We start from the raw sequence: 16,273 nt of genomic DNA, 5'->3' as shown, positions 1-16,273 counted from the left end.
CGCTTGTCTATCGCCTCGCGGGGGGCGCCCGGTCGAGAAACCTGTTGCCGGGCATGCGCCGTTGAGACTTCGGTAACCTAACGCCTCCAATCTCCTCTCAGTATCGTTGCGTTGGAGTACCCACAGTGCTGGATTTTAACGAGCTGCGTGAACTCGCGGCCGATGTTCGCGTGTTCGTCGAAATTGCCGAAGACAAGGCCGAAGCGCTGCGCGCCGTCATCACGGCCTATGACGTGGTGCTCGCGATCTTCCCGTCCGGAGAGGGCATGGGCCTCCACGTCATCAAGGGCGGCGAGATCCTGGACCAGATTGCAAAATCACGAACCCATGCGAGCTACAGCCACACCGCCATCGCGGTTCCCGACCTGGAGCATGCGGAAGTGCTCAAGCAGTTGACGGGTCCGGCCGACCAGCGGATTGCGGCTTAGAGCGCTTTCAAGCGAAGTCGATAGCGGTTCGCGCGCAGACGAGAACTTTTGCACTCTGGAACGCCCTGTTTTAGGAACAGGGCTTCTGCGCTCCCGTTGGCCTACTCAACCAACCAGGAGTTTGAGATGAAGAAGTTCATCATTGCGACCGCCGCCCTCGGCCTCATGTGCGGCTCTGCCTTTGCCCAGACCCAGACCGGCCCCGCCGCGCAGTCGGACAACATGCAGAAGCCCGGCATGAACAACACGGACAAGGGCACGATGACGAGGGGCACGACGGGCATGAGCCATGACGGCACGAGCAAGGGCGGAATGGTGAGGCCCGACGCCTCCGGCCAGGGCGGCTCCGGCCCCGGCAGCGACCAGGGCGGCACCAAGACCCGCAGCAACATGAAGTAAGCCGGTTTCCTATATCGCTTGCCTCTTGGCCGCGTCGCTTTCCAAAAGGCGGCGCGGCCATTTCATAACGGGTCCCGATGGAAACCTGTCGCCCGAAGCCGCGTTGTCCAACGCACTGCCGGGTGACAACCGGACGCAATGGGGATGTTGGACGCGGCGCATTTTTCCGGTTTCTGCCCGCGACATCAACGCATCGGTACGCGCTGACAACTAACCTGTTCCCGGCAAGTGCACTCTTACAAAGTGCACCCTTACAAAGTGCACCCTCAATACTGCACTCCTCACATAGGTGCGCGCACCGGAACGGTCAGGTCTCGCGCGAGTTGACCTATTACTAGGACAAGGAGATCGTCATGAGCGTTGAAGGTAAAGTGAAGGAAGGCGCCGGGTTCATCAAGGAAGAGATGAACGAACACGGCAAGTCCCCTGAGAGCCAGAAGAAAGCCCAGGAAGGTCGCGACTTGCGCAACGAAGGCCGGATCGAAGATGGCAAGCCGCCGAAGACGACGAAGCCCGGCACCGGTCACTAGACCGCGTTTCGAAAACCCCGTTTGCTAAAACCGCCCCTGGTCATGTCAGGGGCGGTTTTCACGTTCATGACCAAGCGATATGTGACCATGCGATCTTTCGGTGGTGCGATCCTCCAACGATAGCGGACGTCTCGAACCATGCAGCGGCGATGCTGGTAGAACGCTCCGGCTGTTGTATGGTCGGACGTTTCTTACGAGGGGCTGATGAAGATTGCCATTGTTGTCGCCGGCGTGATCGTTGTTGCCGCGGCCGTTCTCGTGGCGGTCCAGCCGAGCTTTCTGAAGCCTGCGTCACTGGCACTCGTGCAGAAGTCCGACATCCTCGGCTTTTCGCCCGGCATGACATTCGACGAGACCAACAAGCTCATCACGCAACGTCGCTACCGCTGCCGTCAGCTTCGCGATTCCTACGTCCTCGAATGCGCAGTCGACGGCGCCAAGGTCACGATCTTTGCCGACGACGTCGACCCCAAGAATCCGGACCCCAAACATCCCATCTGGCGCGTCAACGCGGAGTTGAGCAATCCGGGCCCCCAAGACGCTGCCGTCAAATCGATATCCGACCAGTTCAACGCCCAGCCAACCGGGGATGCCCTGGAGGGATGGATATGGACCGTCGGTCGTGGGCTGAAGCTGAGCTACGACGGCGCCGCCTTGAAGCTGGTGGACGAGGCAGAGGAAATCAGGCGGGGCAAGCAGGAAGCAAAGCGCTAGGGAGTGCTCCTGTGGTCGTGCCTTGGAGGAAGGGCACAGCAATCAATCCGCCTCAGATGCATGCCTCACCCTAACGCATCCGCCACCCATTCTATCGCATGCGCGCAACTGTTCCTTAATGGGTTTCTCGCCTAAATTGCACTATTCTGGAATGAACGTGGCGAGGCTTGGTGCGAATCTTCGCGGGTGTACAGGCGATGCGCGGCGTCGCTGCGCTGTCGGTGGTCTGCGGACACGCGATCAGTGCGCGACCCGACATGGTCGGGCCGGAGCTTGCCGAGGGTGCGCTGACGATACTTGCGAGCGGCGTCGACATCTTTTTCGTGATCTCCGGCTTCATCATCGCGACCACCGCGACGGCACAAGATAACCCGCTGGATTTCGCTTTCAGACGGGCCCTCAGAATTTTCCCGCTCTATTGGCTGGTGTTGCTGGCGGCGTTTGTCAGCTCCTCCTGGATCGCGCTGGCGCCGGGCGACCGCCCCGCTCTCGATCTCGGAACCATCTTCGCATGGACCTATCCGAACTGGTACCTTGGCCCAGCCTGGTCGCTGGCTTTCGAACTGCACTTCTACGTCGCCGTCGCCATCGTCCTGGCGATCAAGCCGGACCGGCTGTTCGAGATCTTGTTCGCTGGATTCGCCCTGGTCATTCTTGCTCTCGTCTTCGGCCTGGAGGCCGGGATCTACTTTCATCCGCTGGTGCTGGAATTCGGTGCCGGCGTTGTCATCGCCTATCTCCAGAGAAGCGGACGATTGCGCTTTTCGCGCCACTTCCCCGCCGTTTCCGCGGGCCTGTTCGTGGCCGGGTGGTACTGGATTTTCGTGCGCGGCGCGGCCGACCCGCAATTCGCGCGCGTCCTGACCTATGGCCTCGGCGCGGGATTGCTGATCCATGCTGTGGTCGCTGTCGAGATCGAGGGGCGATCCTTCTCACCGGTCCTGCAATGGCTCGGCAAGATCTCGTACGCGTTGTATATCGTCCATTATCTGGTGGTGAAATGGATCGCCAGCTTCGACGGACTGTGGCTTCTGTCGACCGTCGGGACAATCATCGCGGGCATCCTGCTCTCCATCGGTCTCGCCGCCGCCTTGCACGTCGCCGTTGAGGCACCGATCCTCGATTGGGGGCGCAAGCTAAGTCTGATGCGCAGACGCCGATCGCTGCCGGCCGTTCCGTGATCATCTCCCGACCCTGAATCCGGGCAAGTGCGGCCCTGGCTGCGTCATGGGCCAGCCACGAACAAATAAGGAACAACAAGCATCAGTCGGCATTGAGCCTGAAAAGGAGAGATCGCCGTGACCGACAACAAGATGGCTGGCAACACCGCAGGCAACACCCAAAAGGACCCGAAGGATTGGGTCTCCGGGGACGACCCGATGACCGGCGCCCAGGAATCCTACCTCAAGACCCTCGCCGAGCAGGCCCACAAGCCCCTCCCCAAGGAGGATCTGACCAAGGCAGAGGCGTCAGAGCTGATCGAGACGATGCGGCAGAAGGCCGGGCTCGAGAAGTAGACGGCGCTGCATTTCGAAACACGAGAGATGGGCGGCGGCTGACAGGGAGGCCGCCCGTCGCCAAGCGCCAAGTACCAATCATCGCCGGCGAGCGCGGTCCTCTGCGGCAGGTTCGCGGCCAGACAGCTAATCGCTTTCGACGACCCTCACAGCCAGCTCAGCGACCGCACGCCGGCCGGCCGCGACGAGGCCGTCGATCTCGCGTGTCTCGTGCTTGGCGCAGTGGATGATCCGTTCGGCGACATACCGGCGCGCGGTGTAGGCTTCCATCACCTCAGGCATCATCTCGCTGACGCGCTCCAGCGCCCTGTCCATGTGCGACAGCGTTCGTTCGTTGAACTCCTCCAGAAGCAACATCACCTGTCCTCAATCTCATAATGAATACGGCTAGTCGTGTTGGCGGGCGGACGCCGATCGAGGCATGCACGCTCCGTCCCGCGAGACGGGAGAGCCTGACTCCACCGATGATCTGAAGTGCCGCCAATACTGGAGAATTGCAGGCGTTCGGCCAACGCGGCATTCACAAACGTTAAGCGTGATGCGTTTCGTTGGCACCTGCGGCGTCAGTGCACTATCCCGTAAGGTAGCCGTCGGTGCTCGCGAACAGCACCGCAATCACGCAGTTAACTGCGTGTCACCGTAATGCGTAATTCCCGACGGATAGGCCAATATCTGACCCCACGGTCATTGCCAGATCACTTCGGCAGACCGCGAATTGCCAGCTTGACGACTGTAAGGACAACGAAGGCGGGCGCGCCGTAAACGATTGCATTCACGGCCCAAGTGATGGCGACGCCCAGGAAAACGGAACTGCCAACCGCTCCCCAGAAAAGGTAGGCTGCGGATATGCCCGGCATCTCCCATGCCTTCACAGCGATGGAGTAGTCGGTGAGCTGCTCCATGACGAGCAGCACCGTCGAGACGAGCGCCCCGATTGCCAGTGCGACGATGAGAACGGATTTCATTGTGTTCAAAGGCCCAACAGCCCCATCAAGATCGGAATCATAAAATAAGCTGCCAAGCCGAGGAGGCCTCCTACGGCAAGCTTCACCCAACGCCGTTGGATTTTCGGGTCGAGCCATGTCGCCAGTTTGACCCAGAGCGCATACGCCCATCCAGCAACAATCGAGCGGATCAGTGCAAACAGAAGCTCACCTAGGATATTGGCCATGGCCGTTAGTCGCGTCATTGCCGCGAGGAGTTCATCTGCGAGCGGCTACACAAGCCTGTCCACCCGTGAGTGAGGTGGCTAATTCTGCGGTTTGCGTCACCGTTCTGACGGCCCGGTTCGCGCTGTGGGGCGCTTCGCGTGAAGGGGCTCGTGGTCTAGCGCTTGAGCACTGCCATCGCAATTCATGCCCTTAGTTCGCACGCTCGGCGCGGCGTCGTGACTGCTGACATCAGGGTGGCAGCAGCGGTGTGCGACGAGCCCCGCGATGCCGCTCAAATCTGCGGTCAACCAAAGGACATGCCATGAAGTTCGCCTCCACTCGCCTGATCGCCACCGACATCAAAAGCATGGTTTCGTTCTACGAAATGATCACCGGAGTTTCCGCCGAATGGCTCGCGCCGGTGTTCGCCAAGATCGTGACGCCGGGCGCCAACCTGGCAATCGGCGCAGCCGAGACGGTCGCGCTCTGGAAAGAAAACAGTGCCGAGCCCGGCGCCAATCGGACCGCCGTGATCGAGTTTCAGGTTGAGGACATCGATGCGGATTATGAGCGCCTGAAAGACAAGGTCACGCTGGTGCACGAGCTGAAAACGATGCCATGGGGCAACAGGACGTTCCAGTTTCGTGACCCCGAAGGCACCGCAGTATCGCTCTTCACGCCCCCGGCCGAGCAGGCCGGAAAGCGCCTCGCGACGCAATAGGCCGCGGCAGCAGACCGCCCCGCACACACTGCCAATGGCGCGTGTGCGCCACTGGATTTGCGGTGAAAGTGCATTGAAATTTCGCCGGCTGATTTACTTCATCGGCCGGCTTCGCCCTCATGCACATGTGCATCCGCCCCCTGCCCCTCCTCGGATTTTCCTGCTATCTCCTACTCCCTTCGGCTCGGCCGAACCAAAAACCCTCCATCCACCCAGGGAGCAACAACCATGCGATACCTCCACACCATGCTGCGCGTGCGCAATCTCGATGTCGCGCTGAAGTTTTACCAGGATGCGCTGGGGCTGAAGGAGGTGCGGCGGATCGAGAACGACAAGGGGCGTTTCACGCTGGTGTTCCTGTGCTCGTCGGACGATCTCGAGGCGCTGAAGAAGCAGCCGCAGACGCGCGGCGCGCCGCTGGTCGAGCTCACCTGGAATTGGGACGAGGAAAAATACGGCGAGGACCGCTTCTTCGGCCATCTCGCCTATGAGGTCGACGATATCTACGCCACCTGCGAGAAGCTGATGAAGGCCGGCGTCACGATCAACCGGCCGCCGCGCGACGGCAACATGGCCTTCGTCCGCTCGCCGGATCTGCACTCGATCGAGATCTTGCAGAAGGGCGACCCGAAGCCGCCGCAGGAGCCGTGGTCGTCGATGCCCAACATCGGCCATTGGTAGAGCCTTTCCGCGGGAACCAGCCCCTGCCCTAAGCGTTCTCTCTTCGACAATGCAATTGGAGGAGGACACGATGGGACGCGGAATTTTGTTGTGGATGCTGGGTGTGCCGATCCCGGTGATCATCTTGCTGTGGCTGTTCTTCGGCCGCTGATCGCCTGACCAGCTTGACCTTGCAATGAAAGCTCCGCCTCGGGCGGAGCTTTTTGCATGCGGACCTTTTGCATGAGAGGATCGGCGCAATCGCGCGTCGCTCGCCGCAGTGAATTCCGCTATTACCCGCGCCGAAAGAAACGCCTGGGGAGGATGACGTGCCGGACCAAAAGCTGACGATCTGGGGCCGCGCCAATTCGGTCAACGTGCAGAAGGTGCTGTGGTGCCTCGCCGAGCTCAGCCTGGCTTACGAGCGCATCGACGCCGGCATGGCGTTCGGCAAGACCCGCGAGTCCGACTATCTCGCGATGAACCCCAATGCGCGGATCCCGACGCTGGTCGAGGGCGACTTCACGCTGTGGGAGTCCAATTCGATCATGCGCTATCTCTGCCTCGCGCACGGGCGCGGCACGCCGATCTATCCCGAGGCGCCGAAGCTGCGCGCCAGCGTCGACCGCTGGCTCGACTGGACGCTGTCGATGGTGCAGCCGGTCGACCGCCCGGTGTTCTGGGGCCTCGTGCGCACGCCGCCCGCCGAACGCGACATGATCCAGCTGCAGAAGGATGCGGATGCCGCCGCCGAGATCTGGGCCATCGCCGACCGTCTGCTCTCCACGCGTCCGTACATGGACGGCGATGCGTTCACCCTCGCCGATATCGCGATCGGCGCCTATGCGCGGCGCTGGCTCGGCGTCGAGGGCATCACCCGGCCCGCGCAGCCGCATCTGACGCGCTGGCTCGCCGATCTCGGCAAACGGCCCGGTTTTGCGCAATTTGTGGCACCGCCGATGTCGTGAGCGGTGATGCGGCTTAACCCTCGTTGAGAGCACGATGAATCGGCACTTCGCCGCGTGCCGCCAGGAGGTGGCGGCTACTGTGCATGGGGTTGTTTTCGCGTTTTTTTGTTTAGGGCCAACCGCGCTCGAACAGCAGCACGCAGACGATCAGCACGAGCGTCACGGCCGCGGTGGCGAGCCGCGCAGTCCAGCTCAGGCCGCGGCCGATCCACCATAGCAGCGCGCAATACATCACGAACGGGACGATGATTTCGGGCCGCATGATATCAGGTGGCATCGAGGTCAGCGCCTGATCGTGGTCTCGACGCTGATCGAGCCGCCGATCTTGACGCAGGTGCCGGTGCTCTCGACCAGATGGAAGCCGCGGCCATAGGCGGCGCAGGAGCCCGCTTTCGCGCTCCCGCCGGCACCCTTGAGCGGCAAGGCCTTGCCGGTCTGCGGGCGCTCCGGAGGCGGCAGACGCAAGGCTTCCGCCGCGGCCGCGGACATGGTCAGCAACGAGATCAGGATGAGGAGCGGCGCACGCATGCGGGCCGTTCTAACCCGAACCGGTGCCTTGCGCCATCGAGGTCACTTTGCCCGGGGTCAGATGAACTTGATGCCGGCCGATTTGCCGCGGCGCCACACCACCTGGCAGCTCCGCCCGGTCCGCGCATCGCGCGCGAACGCCATCCGGATCACGCCCGGGAGCTGGCCCGCATCCTCGTCCAGCGTAATCTTGGCGCCCGTGGCGGAGATGTCCTGGACCAGGCATTGCCGCGCCGCGAATCCGCCCTCGAGCGTGATCCAGGCATGCTGCGACAGCGACTTGCGGGCTGCGCGCTTCTTGGGCGGTGGCATCGGCTCAAATTCTCCCAGTCCAGCGCTAACTCAGGGAACCTAAGAAACCGTTGAATTCGCCCCCGAATGATCCGGGGGCGGAGGCTACCACGGTGCCAAAAGACCGTTCCCGAACGGCTTGCCCAGGGCGCCAAAGGCCATTATAGGTTCGCCCGCTGCAGCCGCCGGGCATGACTCGGGCGGCCAGCGGCCGTGCCGCGAAAAGCGGCGGGGCCCTGGGTTTGCTCCCTTCGTCTATCGGTTAGGACGCCACCCTTTCACGGTGGAGAGAGCGGTTCGATTCCGCTAGGGAGCGCCATTATCCGGGCGTTTTGGATGACGCGGCGATATCTGCGGCCCCCGCATGAACCTCCCTGCCCCTCGGCTCCGACCAATGTCCAGATGGAACCGGATGCAGGCCCATGGCGCAGCATAAATCTCCCTCGGACGACCAGGCCGGAATTGCCTCGCCGGCGCCGCCGCCATGGATCCACCGCTCGGCAGCCTACGCGCCGGAGCGCCGCGCTAGAATGCTCGAGCACATGGCGCGCGCCAGGTCGCTGCCTCGGGCCACGGCTGCACCGGAGCCGTCGCAGGCGGCCGGCACGACCATCGTCAGTGACGCTTTCGGCTACGCCGTCCTGTTCGGCATGGTCGCGCTCCTGTTTCAGTCGCGCGTCCCGCTCTACCTCGGCGCCTTCCTCTTCTTCACCGATGGCGAGCGCATCGAACTCGCTCTTGGAAAGATCGGCATCCGTCTCGAGCCCGGCACGATCGGGCCCGACATCATCAAGGGCTTCGTATCGCTGTTCGGATGGTTCGCGCTGCTGGCATCGCTGAAGGCGTCCGTTCCCGCGTGGCTCGCGGCATGGATGCTGCCGGATGCATCATGGTCCTTCCTCGCCGGCATCGCTCTCTTGTTCGTCATCGTCGAAGCATTCGCAACGCGCGCGATGCGGCATGCATTGCCGTGGTTCGGATTTGAGCGCGGACCCGGCAGCCAGACCTGCGCGACGATCAAGCTCGTCATGGCCATTGGCGTGCTGGCTCTGCTGGTGCTGCTCGGATGACGCAATCGTGAGATCGCGGGCCTGCTAATCGCGGCGCTATGCCGCCCATCCCGATCCGTGCGTTTACCAAAAATTTACCCCTGCTCGTGAGCGCCGGTATCATTTGCTTAGAATTTGATTGCTACCGTGGAATTACGGAAAACCTCCGCAACACGATTGGCGCCCATGTCCGTCGCAGAGTTCCTCAGACAGCGTGCCGTGCAAGTCACCGTGAGCGGCAGCTACTCTCTGCCGCGCTGGTACGATTGCGAGGGCAAGCTGCGCACCTTCGCGTGCCGCACCAGCCGCGTCTCACCGTTCCGCATGATGGTCGACGTTCCCGTGGTCGGAAAGGTCGGCGAGCGCGTGACCTCATACTTCCAAGATTTTGGCGAATTCCAGTGCACCATCAGCGCGACGCTGAAATCGGGCTTCCTGATGGAGCTCGACATGACGCGGGCCCGGCGCGCCTGGATGTCGGAAAAGCTGACCTGGCTCGAGAAGAAGCAGAAGGACGCCAGCGTCCAGGAGCTGCGGAATGACGCGCGCTTCGTTCCGCAGGTCGCGCACACCTTCCTGACGCTCGCCGACGGCAGTACCCATGCCTGCTTCATCATCGACGTCTCCACGGCCGGTGTCGCGATATCCTGCGAGTACGATCCGCCAGTGGGAACTCCGCTTGCGGTCGGCGCTTGCGTCGGGCGCGTGATCCGCAAATTCGAAAACGGGTTCGCGGTCAAATTCGCGGAAAAGCAGTCGCGGGATGACGTCGTCCGGCTGATCGTCCGCACGCCCATGCTGCAATCGGCCTGATCCTCGCGCCGCGCCGCCCTATCGCAGCCCCATTCCGGGGTCAGCTTTTGAAGGTCCGTGGCTCTTGCCGGGCATCATCTGCAGACTTGCGATCGGGGGACCGAATGGCAGTCGAAAAGATCACGGTCGAAAAGATCACCTGGGACAGGGTCGGCCGGGTCACCGAGCCCGGACGCTACATGTACACCTTCGGCTGGCTCACCATCACCGCCGGCGATCTCGACATCTGGAAGCAATACCCGCAGGCCGCGTTCACGCTGATGGCGCAGCATTCCGAGCCGGACGCGTCCATCGGCGAGGAATTCCATCTCGGCGCCTTCGACGTCGCGCCCGACGCACCGCCGCCGTTCACCACGCATTGAGTCAAAGCGGGCTTGGGAGCGGCGGCCCTTGCAGATAGCACAGGCCGCGGCGGGAACGCGTGGCACGGGCGTTGCTTTATCATTGCCATGACTCCCATTCCCACTCACATCCCTGCTGTCGACCAGGCCTTTCTGCTGTTGCTCATCGTGCTCTGTCTCGGCACGTGCCTCATACGCGTCTTTTGGGAACTGGAGCAGATCCGGACACACCGGATCTCGTCACCCTCTCGTGCGACGAAGCGTGACTAGGCCGGCTTGCCAAGCCATGCCTCGCCCGGAGGGGCTATCCCGGCTCTGGACTTGCCGCGGCGACACGTTCATCGTGAATCGAAGAAACCTGCACATTGCCTTGATCTAACTTACCAATCGCGATCCGACGACAGGCGCGCGACCGTTGTCGGGGATCACGAGGTGGTTCTGTCATGCGATTGATTGCACTCCATATTCTACACCTCGGCGACCGTCTTGATGAACGCAGGCTGTCGCGCTTGTTAAGAGACGCGACAGCAAGCGCATGACACAAGGTCGCATCGGACGATGTGGATAAGCGGATCAAGGGAACCTATTTTCGGCGCCGATGTACCTGATTGAAGCGTTACCCACCGTCATCGGAACGGCCGCCATTGCCCCGGCGCTCCTGATGCTGTGGCTTGTCATCGCCGCCGAGGAACGCCCGGGGCCGCCGGCCCAGGTCTGGACCGCGTTCCTGCTCGGCGCGGCCAGCATTTCGCTGCTGGGCCTGGCCCGAGCCCCTTTCGCCAAGATGGTCGCGGCCCCGGACAACCCGTGGGCGGCGCTGGCCATGCATTCGATCTTCGGCGTCGCGCTGCCGGAGGAAGCGGTCAAGGTGATCGCCATCGTGCTGGTCGCCTCGACCAAGCGGCGGACCTTCGCCAATCCGATGGACACCGTAGTGTATGGCGCTGCGGTCGGCCTGGGCTTCGCCGCCTACGAGAACCTCGCCTATCTGGTCCAGCACGCCGAGATGTGGCGCTCGCTGGCCGCCTTGCGCAGCGTGCTGACGGTGCCGTTCCACGGCGCGCTCGGCATTATCGCCGGCGCTTATCTGACTATCGCGCGCGCCGGCACGGCGCTGGGTGCGAACCGCCATCATCGCGACTGGGCCCGTCTCTCCAGCCGCCTGCTGATCTTCGCAGGCCCGCTCGCCCTGCATTCGGCCTTCGACTTCCCGCTGCTCACACTCCAGCGCATGCCGGATCTGGATCCGACGCTGCGGATGTGGTTGGGCGGCGCGAGCCTGCTGATCGGCTTCAGCTCGATCGCCTTCGCCATCCGACTGGTACGGCGCGTCGCGCGCCATCACGCACCCCGAACCGACGTCGCGCGGGAGCGCCTCAGCCAGCTCCGCCGGATGTGGGCGCTGCTGCTGGCCGGTGGCGGCGTCGGGTTTCTCGGGCTCGCCTTCGTGCTGACCTCGATCCATCACTGGCTCATCAACCCCGAGCGCAATCTGACGCTGGCCCTGATCCCGATCGGCCTGGTCTCGATCCTGCTCGGCCTCGCACTTCTGATCGTCACGACCGCGATCTATGTTCTCGGCCGCAACCGCATCCGCACCAGCGGCGAAGGTTTTTCGTCGGCGCACGGCGGCGGCTGAACCGCGGGATGGCAAGCGCGGTGTGCGCGTACTAGACTAGATCGAGCACACACGTCTCGATCCGGAGCCTGCCCATGACATCGCCTGAGGATCTTTCCCGGCTGCAATCCGCCTTGAGCCGGAGGGTCAAGGCGCATTGGAAGGCCTTCCTGTTCGAAGGCATCCTGCTTTCCGTGCTCGGCGTAGCCGCGCTGATCCTGCCGCCGCTCGCAAGCCTTGCGATTGCGATCTTCCTCGGCTGGATGTTCCTGATCAGCGGCATCGGCGGATTGATCGCGACCTATTGGGCGCGCAGCACGCCGGGCTTCTGGTGGTCGCTGATCTCGGCCTCGCTCGCCGTGCTCGCAGGCATGCTGCTGCTGGCGCGGCCGATGCAGGCCGTGCTGACGCTGACCATCGTGCTCGGCGCCTATTTCCTCGCCGAGGGCGTCGCCACCATCATGTACGCACTGGAGCATCGTCGCGAGCCGGGCGGCCGCTGGTCGTGGCTCCTGATCTCGGGCCTCGTCGACATCGCGATCTCGTTCATGGTGATCACGGGATTGCCGAGCTCGGCGGAATGGGCGATCGGCATCCTCGTCGGCATCAACCTGCTGTTCGGCGGCGCCACGCTGATCGGCATGGCGCTGGCGGCACGCAAAAGCAACAGTTGAGGCGCCCCGTGGCCGTCACGTCCATTCGGGGGGTGACAAGCCGCCGACCCCGCGCTATATGACTGGCCATGATCACCGCCACCACCAGCTTTTATTGGTATTTTAGCTACGACAGCTCGCTGGCGGTGGGAGGATCACGCTCAATCTGACAAATTGCAGCATCTAGTCCGAACAGCCGCCAGACCTGGCGGCTTTTTTATTGGCCGGCAGGTTCTCAAAATGACAGGAGCCCGCCGTGCTGAGCACGACCGACGATCTTCGTATCCGCGAACTGAAAGAGCTGAGCACGCCCGAAGAGGTGATGCGGGAAGTCCCGCGCACGCTCACGGCGACGCGCGTGGTGATGGCGGCACGCAACGCCATCCATGCGATCCTCAATGGCCAGGACGACCGGCTTCTGGTCGTGGTCGGCCCCTGCTCGGTGCATGATCCCAAGGCCGCGCTCGACTACGCCGAGCGCCTCGCGAGCTTGCGCGAAGAGCTTGCCGACCAGCTCGAGATCGTGATGCGGGTCTATTTCGAGAAGCCGCGGACCACGGTCGGCTGGAAGGGCCTGATCAACGATCCTGATCTGGACGGCAGCTTCGACATCAACAAGGGCCTGCGGCTGGCGCGCAACGTGCTCTCGGCGGTGAATAATCTCGGCCTGCCCGCCGGCACCGAATTCCTCGACATGACCACGCCGCAATACATTGCGGACCTCGTGTCCTGGGCCGCGATCGGCGCGCGCACGACCGAAAGCCAGATACATCGCGAGCTGGCCTCGGGGCTGTCCTGCCCGGTCGGGTTCAAGAACGGCACCGACGGCAATGTGCGCATCGCGGCGGACGCGGTGAAGTCGGCCTCGAATCCGCATCATTTCATGGCGGTGACCAAGCTCGGCCGCTCGGCGATCGCCTCAACCGCGGGCAACGAGGATTGTCACATCATCCTGCGCGGCGGCAGCACGCCGAATTACGATGCGGCGAGCGTCGCAGCGGCCTGCAACGATCTGGCGAAAGCGAGCGTCGCACCGCTCGTGATGGTCGATGCGAGCCACGCCAATTCGAGCAAGAAGCCGGAAAACCAGCCGCTCGTGACGGCCGACATCGCCCGGCAGATTTCCGGCGGCGAGAACCGCATCATGGGGGTGATGGTCGAAAGCAATCTGGTCGCCGGGCGGCAGGACGTGGTGCCAGGCAAGCCGCTCACCTATGGCCAGAGCATCACGGACGGATGCATCGACTGGGCGACCACGGCAACCGTGCTCAAGCAGCTTGCTGACGCGGTCGAGGTCCGGCGCAACACCAAGCGCGCAGGGCTGCACGAGCGCTCCGCCTGAGCGAACGATCGCGGGCGGGGTGAGGCTGTCGCACCCTGCCCGCTTTCCACGGCGCCTAGCAGCCGCGGCAGATGCTCTTGATCTTCTTGTCGAGCGCCTGATTTTCCTTGCTGAGAGGATCGTTCGGGTCGCTCAGGTTCTTCTCGTTTGGCACGTCGCCGACGCGCGGCTGCCGATGGCCCACGGGCGCAGGCGGCAAAGAACCCGCCGATTGTCCCGAGGTCGTCGATCCCTTGCTTCCCGTCTGCGCGAAGCCGGCGCTGCCGAACACCGTCAGAAGCGACAGTGCCAAAATGATGCTTCTCATTTTACCTCTCCATTTCTCAAGCCGGCATCTTCAGGTCTCGGGCGGATAGACATGAATGTCGCCGCAATAATCCACGATACGATAGCGCGTTTCCGATGCCGCATCACCCGCATCAGGTGCGGTATTTTGCATCGGCAACACGTAATTCGGTCCCACCGGCGACTTGCCGGCGCCGCCGGGAATGTCGATGACATAGTCGGGCTGACACAGTCCGGACACCCTTCCGCGCAGCTGCCGCATCAAATCCTGCCCCTCGGCGAGCGTCGTTCGCAGATGCGCCGTGCCGGGCGCGAGATCACCGTGATGCAGATAATAGGGCTTGATCCGGCATTCGACGAAAGCTCGCATCAAATCCGACAGAGCGGCCAAATTGTCATTGACGCCGCGCAAAAGCACGGACTGGCTGACCATGGGGATTCCGGCATCGACCAGCCGCGCGCAGGCGGCACGCGCCGGCCCTGTCAGTTCGCGCGCATGGTTGGCATGCAGCGCCACCCAGGTGGTGGCGCCTTCGGCCTTGAGCGCCGCGACCATCTCGTCACTGATGCGCGCGGGATCGGCCACCGGCACGCGGGTATGAAGGCGGATGATCTTGACGTGATCGATGCCGGCAAGGTCCGCCATGATCTCGCTCACCCGCCGCGGCGACAACATCAGGGGATCGCCCCCGGTCAGGATCACCTCCCAGATCTCGCCGTGCGAGCGGATGTAGTCGATCGCCGCGCGATAGGCGGCGTCCGAGAGCGCGTTCTCCTTGCCGGGTCCGACCATCTCGCGGCGGAAGCAGAAGCGGCAGTAGACTGCACAGACGTGAACGAGCTTGAACAGCACGCGGTCGGGATAGCGATGCACGATTCCGGGAACCGGCGAGTGCGGATGATCGCCGATTGGATCTGCGTTCTCGCCCGGTTGCATCTCCAGCTCCGCGGCCGTCGGAACGAATTGCCGCGCGATGGGATCGTCGGGATCGGACCTGTCGATCAGATCGACCAGCGCGGGGGTGATCGCAACTGCGTAGCGCGCGGCAACACGTTCGAGCGCCGGCAGCGCTTCGGCTGATACCAGCTGCTCGGCCACAAGTTCGGCCGGCTCGCGCAATGTGCGCGCAAGATTGCTCTTCATCATGTCTCGCTTAACGTTTCATTTGCAGGCGGCGTCCAGACCACCTGATCAATTCGCGATGCGCCGCTCGCCAGCATCACCAGCCGGTCGAAGCCGAGCGCGACGCCGCTTGCCTCCGGCATGGCCGCGACCGCGTCCAGAAAGTCCTCGTCCAGCGGATAGGCTTCGCCGTAGCGGCGTTGCTTCTCCGCCATGGATTGCGTGAAGCGCTTGCGCTGCTCCTCGGCGTCCGTCAGTTCGCCAAAGCCGTTGGCGAGCTCGACACCGCAGGCATAGACCTCGAACCGTTCGGCAACGCGAGGATCGCTCGCCTTCACGCGCGCCAGTGCCGCCTCTGGAGATGGGTATTCGAACAGAATGGTCAAACGCCCGTGCCCCAGATGCGGCTCGACATGCTCGACCAGGACCTTGCTGAAGATGTCGGACCAGGTGTCATCCTCGGCGACGCGGACCTTGCCGGCAGCGGCCCGGGCGAGCGAGGTGCGGTCGCCCTCGCCGCCGGAAATGGTCGCAAGCAGGTCGATCCCCGCAAGCTGCTCGAAGGCGCCGGCCACCGTTACGAGCTCCGGCTCGGCGAAGGGATCGGCGGTCCGGCCGCGGAAGGCGAATGTGCCGATACCGGTCGCCTGGGCCGCGCGGGCGATGAGGACGACGCAGTCGGCCATGATGGCGTCATAGGGGGCGTCTGCCCGGTACCATTCGAGCATGGTGAATTCGGGCAAATGCAGGTCGCCGCGCTCGCGGTCCCGGAACACCCGGGCGAACTCGAAAATCCGGGTCTCTCCGGCCGCCAGCAGCTTCTTGCAGGCGAATTCCGGCGAAGTCCGCAAATATCGGCTCACACGACTGCCGTCGGGTCGCATGATCTCGGTCCGGGGGGCATGCAGGTGGGTCTCGTTGCCCGGGGAGATCTGGAGAACGGAGGTTTCGACCTCGATGAAGCCCTGCTCGGCGAAAAATCCCCGTAGAGCCCCGGTGATGGCCCCCCTGGCCTGAAGGAACGGCCGGCGGTCGAGATGCCGCGAGGGGGACCAGAACGGCGACATCGGCTTGTCCCCAGCCATTAGCCGACTGCTCCGCTGGCCAGCAAAATGCTGGCATCCAACGGCAAAACCAGTATG

Annotated in this window: 24 protein-coding genes and 1 tRNA gene; 16 read left to right on the top strand and 9 right to left on the bottom strand. The window is 63.3% G+C overall.

The annotated features are described in order from the left end of the window. Positions 1-125 precede the first annotated feature (125 nt). The 6 genes from IVB48_RS04755 (at position 126) to IVB48_RS04730 (ending at position 3,588) form a co-directional block, all read left to right on the top strand. The gene (locus IVB48_RS04755) at positions 126-428 is read left to right on the top strand and encodes a hypothetical protein (protein ID WP_247397871.1); all 303 of its coding nucleotides are present in this window, start codon (positions 126-128) and stop codon (positions 426-428) included. Positions 429-554: 126 nt separating this feature from the next. Then, entirely contained in the window at positions 555-827 is a 273-nt protein-coding gene (locus IVB48_RS04750) for a hypothetical protein (RefSeq protein ID WP_027569928.1), read from the top strand. A 353-nt stretch (positions 828-1,180) separates the two neighbouring features. Further along, entirely contained in the window at positions 1,181-1,357 is a 177-nt protein-coding gene (locus tag IVB48_RS04745) for a hypothetical protein (RefSeq protein ID WP_007610124.1), read from the top strand. A gap of 204 nt (positions 1,358-1,561) precedes the next feature. After that, positions 1,562-2,071: a hypothetical protein gene (locus tag IVB48_RS04740; RefSeq protein ID WP_247397868.1), complete on the top strand. Its 510-nt coding sequence runs from the start codon at positions 1,562-1,564 to the stop codon at positions 2,069-2,071. A 170-nt stretch (positions 2,072-2,241) separates the two neighbouring features. After that, positions 2,242-3,252: an acyltransferase gene (locus IVB48_RS04735; RefSeq protein ID WP_247397865.1), complete on the top strand. Its 1,011-nt coding sequence runs from the start codon at positions 2,242-2,244 to the stop codon at positions 3,250-3,252. A 132-nt stretch (positions 3,253-3,384) separates the two neighbouring features. Next, entirely contained in the window at positions 3,385-3,588 is a 204-nt protein-coding gene (locus tag IVB48_RS04730) for a DUF3072 domain-containing protein (RefSeq protein ID WP_247398189.1), read from the top strand. Positions 3,589-3,714: 126 nt separating this feature from the next. Here the strand turns inward: IVB48_RS04730 and IVB48_RS04725 are convergent, their stop codons facing one another. The 3 genes from IVB48_RS04725 to IVB48_RS04715 form a co-directional block, all read right to left on the bottom strand. Beyond that, positions 3,715-3,945, bottom strand: coding sequence for a hypothetical protein (locus tag IVB48_RS04725; RefSeq protein WP_027569924.1), 231 nt, complete (start codon positions 3,943-3,945; stop codon positions 3,715-3,717). Between the two features lie 338 nt (positions 3,946-4,283). Then, positions 4,284-4,553, bottom strand: a complete 270-nt coding sequence (locus IVB48_RS04720) for a hypothetical protein (protein WP_247397862.1) — start codon at positions 4,551-4,553, stop codon at positions 4,284-4,286. Positions 4,554-4,558: 5 nt separating this feature from the next. Beyond that, positions 4,559-4,759: a hypothetical protein gene (locus tag IVB48_RS04715; protein ID WP_247397858.1), complete on the bottom strand. Its 201-nt coding sequence runs from the start codon at positions 4,757-4,759 to the stop codon at positions 4,559-4,561. A 302-nt stretch (positions 4,760-5,061) separates the two neighbouring features. Between IVB48_RS04715 and IVB48_RS04710 the strand changes: the two genes are divergently transcribed. From IVB48_RS04710 to IVB48_RS04700, 3 genes are all read left to right on the top strand, one after another. Continuing rightward, complete coding sequence (locus tag IVB48_RS04710) at positions 5,062-5,460, top strand: VOC family protein (protein ID WP_027569922.1); 399 nt, start codon at positions 5,062-5,064, stop codon at positions 5,458-5,460. Between the two features lie 228 nt (positions 5,461-5,688). Next, positions 5,689-6,141 carry a VOC family protein gene (locus IVB48_RS04705; protein WP_027517781.1) on the top strand — a complete coding sequence of 151 codons (453 nt, stop codon included), beginning with the start codon at positions 5,689-5,691 and terminating at the stop codon, positions 6,139-6,141. 308 nt (positions 6,142-6,449) lie between these two features. Then, the gene (locus IVB48_RS04700) at positions 6,450-7,088 is read left to right on the top strand and encodes a glutathione S-transferase (protein ID WP_247397855.1); all 639 of its coding nucleotides are present in this window, start codon (positions 6,450-6,452) and stop codon (positions 7,086-7,088) included. 109 nt (positions 7,089-7,197) lie between these two features. Here the strand turns inward: IVB48_RS04700 and IVB48_RS04695 are convergent, their stop codons facing one another. From IVB48_RS04695 to IVB48_RS04685, 3 genes are read right to left on the bottom strand one after another with little or no spacing between them, the layout of a single operon-like run. Beyond that, a complete protein-coding gene (locus tag IVB48_RS04695; protein ID WP_247397846.1) occupies positions 7,198-7,365 on the bottom strand; it encodes a hypothetical protein in 168 nt (55 codons plus the stop codon). 5 nt (positions 7,366-7,370) lie between these two features. Further along, the gene (locus tag IVB48_RS04690; protein WP_247286153.1) at positions 7,371-7,616 is read right to left on the bottom strand and encodes a hypothetical protein; all 246 of its coding nucleotides are present in this window, start codon (positions 7,614-7,616) and stop codon (positions 7,371-7,373) included. Positions 7,617-7,673: 57 nt separating this feature from the next. Continuing rightward, the gene (locus tag IVB48_RS04685; protein ID WP_027569919.1) at positions 7,674-7,928 is read right to left on the bottom strand and encodes a PilZ domain-containing protein; all 255 of its coding nucleotides are present in this window, start codon (positions 7,926-7,928) and stop codon (positions 7,674-7,676) included. A gap of 223 nt (positions 7,929-8,151) precedes the next feature. On the opposite strand from IVB48_RS04685, the gene IVB48_RS04680 reads away from it, so the two are divergent. The 7 genes from IVB48_RS04680 (at position 8,152) to IVB48_RS04650 (ending at position 13,723) form a co-directional block, all read left to right on the top strand. Continuing rightward, positions 8,152-8,226: transfer RNA gene (locus IVB48_RS04680), tRNA-Glu, on the top strand. A gap of 103 nt (positions 8,227-8,329) precedes the next feature. Next, positions 8,330-8,977: a hypothetical protein gene (locus IVB48_RS04675; RefSeq protein ID WP_247361153.1), complete on the top strand. Its 648-nt coding sequence runs from the start codon at positions 8,330-8,332 to the stop codon at positions 8,975-8,977. Positions 8,978-9,142: 165 nt separating this feature from the next. Then, a complete protein-coding gene (locus IVB48_RS04670) occupies positions 9,143-9,769 on the top strand; it encodes a pilus assembly protein PilZ (RefSeq protein ID WP_027569917.1) in 627 nt (208 codons plus the stop codon). A 104-nt stretch (positions 9,770-9,873) separates the two neighbouring features. Beyond that, positions 9,874-10,131: a hypothetical protein gene (locus IVB48_RS04665; protein ID WP_027569916.1), complete on the top strand. Its 258-nt coding sequence runs from the start codon at positions 9,874-9,876 to the stop codon at positions 10,129-10,131. A gap of 577 nt (positions 10,132-10,708) precedes the next feature. Continuing rightward, positions 10,709-11,749: a PrsW family glutamic-type intramembrane protease gene (locus IVB48_RS04660; protein WP_027569915.1), complete on the top strand. Its 1,041-nt coding sequence runs from the start codon at positions 10,709-10,711 to the stop codon at positions 11,747-11,749. A gap of 74 nt (positions 11,750-11,823) precedes the next feature. Next, positions 11,824-12,402, top strand: a complete 579-nt coding sequence (locus IVB48_RS04655) for an HdeD family acid-resistance protein (protein ID WP_247397843.1) — start codon at positions 11,824-11,826, stop codon at positions 12,400-12,402. A gap of 235 nt (positions 12,403-12,637) precedes the next feature. Further along, on the top strand, positions 12,638-13,723 hold the full coding sequence (locus IVB48_RS04650; RefSeq protein ID WP_346658964.1) for a 3-deoxy-7-phosphoheptulonate synthase: 1,086 nt from the start codon (positions 12,638-12,640) through the stop codon (positions 13,721-13,723). 55 nt (positions 13,724-13,778) lie between these two features. Here the strand turns inward: IVB48_RS04650 and IVB48_RS04645 are convergent, their stop codons facing one another. From IVB48_RS04645 to epmA, 3 genes are read right to left on the bottom strand one after another with little or no spacing between them, the layout of a single operon-like run. Continuing rightward, positions 13,779-14,030: a hypothetical protein gene (locus tag IVB48_RS04645; protein WP_027569912.1), complete on the bottom strand. Its 252-nt coding sequence runs from the start codon at positions 14,028-14,030 to the stop codon at positions 13,779-13,781. A 30-nt stretch (positions 14,031-14,060) separates the two neighbouring features. Next, the gene (locus IVB48_RS04640; RefSeq protein WP_247397840.1) at positions 14,061-15,155 is read right to left on the bottom strand and encodes a lysine-2,3-aminomutase-like protein; all 1,095 of its coding nucleotides are present in this window, start codon (positions 15,153-15,155) and stop codon (positions 14,061-14,063) included. Next, on the bottom strand, positions 15,152-16,216 hold the full coding sequence (gene epmA / locus IVB48_RS04635; RefSeq protein ID WP_247397837.1) for an EF-P lysine aminoacylase EpmA: 1,065 nt from the start codon (positions 16,214-16,216) through the stop codon (positions 15,152-15,154). The genes IVB48_RS04640 and epmA overlap by 4 nt, the downstream gene beginning before the upstream one ends. Positions 16,217-16,273 lie beyond the last annotated feature (57 nt).

Origin of the sequence: Bradyrhizobium sp. 76 (genome assembly GCF_023073025.1) — a bacterium.
Classification (GTDB): Bacteria; Pseudomonadota; Alphaproteobacteria; order Rhizobiales; family Xanthobacteraceae; genus Bradyrhizobium.
This window is presented reverse-complemented; position numbering and strand designations above follow the sequence as displayed.

What these genes read in the sequence shown, in the direction of transcription:
- IVB48_RS04750 (WP_027569928.1), top strand. Translation starts at nt 555, where the DNA reads ATGAAGAAGTTCATCATTGCGACCGCCGCCCTCGGCCTCATGTGCGGC.
- IVB48_RS04745 (WP_007610124.1), top strand. Translation starts at nt 1,181, where the DNA reads ATGAGCGTTGAAGGTAAAGTGAAGGAAGGCGCCGGGTTCATCAAGGAA.
- IVB48_RS04740 (WP_247397868.1), top strand. Translation starts at nt 1,562, where the DNA reads ATGAAGATTGCCATTGTTGTCGCCGGCGTGATCGTTGTTGCCGCGGCC.
- IVB48_RS04730 (WP_247398189.1), top strand. Translation starts at nt 3,385, where the DNA reads ATGGCTGGCAACACCGCAGGCAACACCCAAAAGGACCCGAAGGATTGG.
- IVB48_RS04725 (WP_027569924.1), bottom strand. Translation starts at nt 3,945, where the DNA reads ATGTTGCTTCTGGAGGAGTTCAACGAACGAACGCTGTCGCACATGGAC.
- IVB48_RS04720 (WP_247397862.1), bottom strand. Translation starts at nt 4,553, where the DNA reads ATGAAATCCGTTCTCATCGTCGCACTGGCAATCGGGGCGCTCGTCTCG.
- IVB48_RS04715 (WP_247397858.1), bottom strand. Translation starts at nt 4,759, where the DNA reads ATGGCCAATATCCTAGGTGAGCTTCTGTTTGCACTGATCCGCTCGATT.
- IVB48_RS04710 (WP_027569922.1), top strand. Translation starts at nt 5,062, where the DNA reads ATGAAGTTCGCCTCCACTCGCCTGATCGCCACCGACATCAAAAGCATG.
- IVB48_RS04705 (WP_027517781.1), top strand. Translation starts at nt 5,689, where the DNA reads ATGCGATACCTCCACACCATGCTGCGCGTGCGCAATCTCGATGTCGCG.
- IVB48_RS04695 (WP_247397846.1), bottom strand. Translation starts at nt 7,365, where the DNA reads ATGCCACCTGATATCATGCGGCCCGAAATCATCGTCCCGTTCGTGATG.
- IVB48_RS04690 (WP_247286153.1), bottom strand. Translation starts at nt 7,616, where the DNA reads ATGCGTGCGCCGCTCCTCATCCTGATCTCGTTGCTGACCATGTCCGCG.
- IVB48_RS04685 (WP_027569919.1), bottom strand. Translation starts at nt 7,928, where the DNA reads ATGCCACCGCCCAAGAAGCGCGCAGCCCGCAAGTCGCTGTCGCAGCAT.
- IVB48_RS04675 (WP_247361153.1), top strand. Translation starts at nt 8,330, where the DNA reads ATGGCGCAGCATAAATCTCCCTCGGACGACCAGGCCGGAATTGCCTCG.
- IVB48_RS04670 (WP_027569917.1), top strand. Translation starts at nt 9,143, where the DNA reads ATGTCCGTCGCAGAGTTCCTCAGACAGCGTGCCGTGCAAGTCACCGTG.
- IVB48_RS04665 (WP_027569916.1), top strand. Translation starts at nt 9,874, where the DNA reads ATGGCAGTCGAAAAGATCACGGTCGAAAAGATCACCTGGGACAGGGTC.
- IVB48_RS04660 (WP_027569915.1), top strand. Translation starts at nt 10,709, where the DNA reads ATGTACCTGATTGAAGCGTTACCCACCGTCATCGGAACGGCCGCCATT.
- IVB48_RS04655 (WP_247397843.1), top strand. Translation starts at nt 11,824, where the DNA reads ATGACATCGCCTGAGGATCTTTCCCGGCTGCAATCCGCCTTGAGCCGG.
- IVB48_RS04645 (WP_027569912.1), bottom strand. Translation starts at nt 14,030, where the DNA reads ATGAGAAGCATCATTTTGGCACTGTCGCTTCTGACGGTGTTCGGCAGC.
- IVB48_RS04640 (WP_247397840.1), bottom strand. Translation starts at nt 15,155, where the DNA reads ATGATGAAGAGCAATCTTGCGCGCACATTGCGCGAGCCGGCCGAACTT.
- epmA (WP_247397837.1), bottom strand. Translation starts at nt 16,216, where the DNA reads ATGGCTGGGGACAAGCCGATGTCGCCGTTCTGGTCCCCCTCGCGGCAT.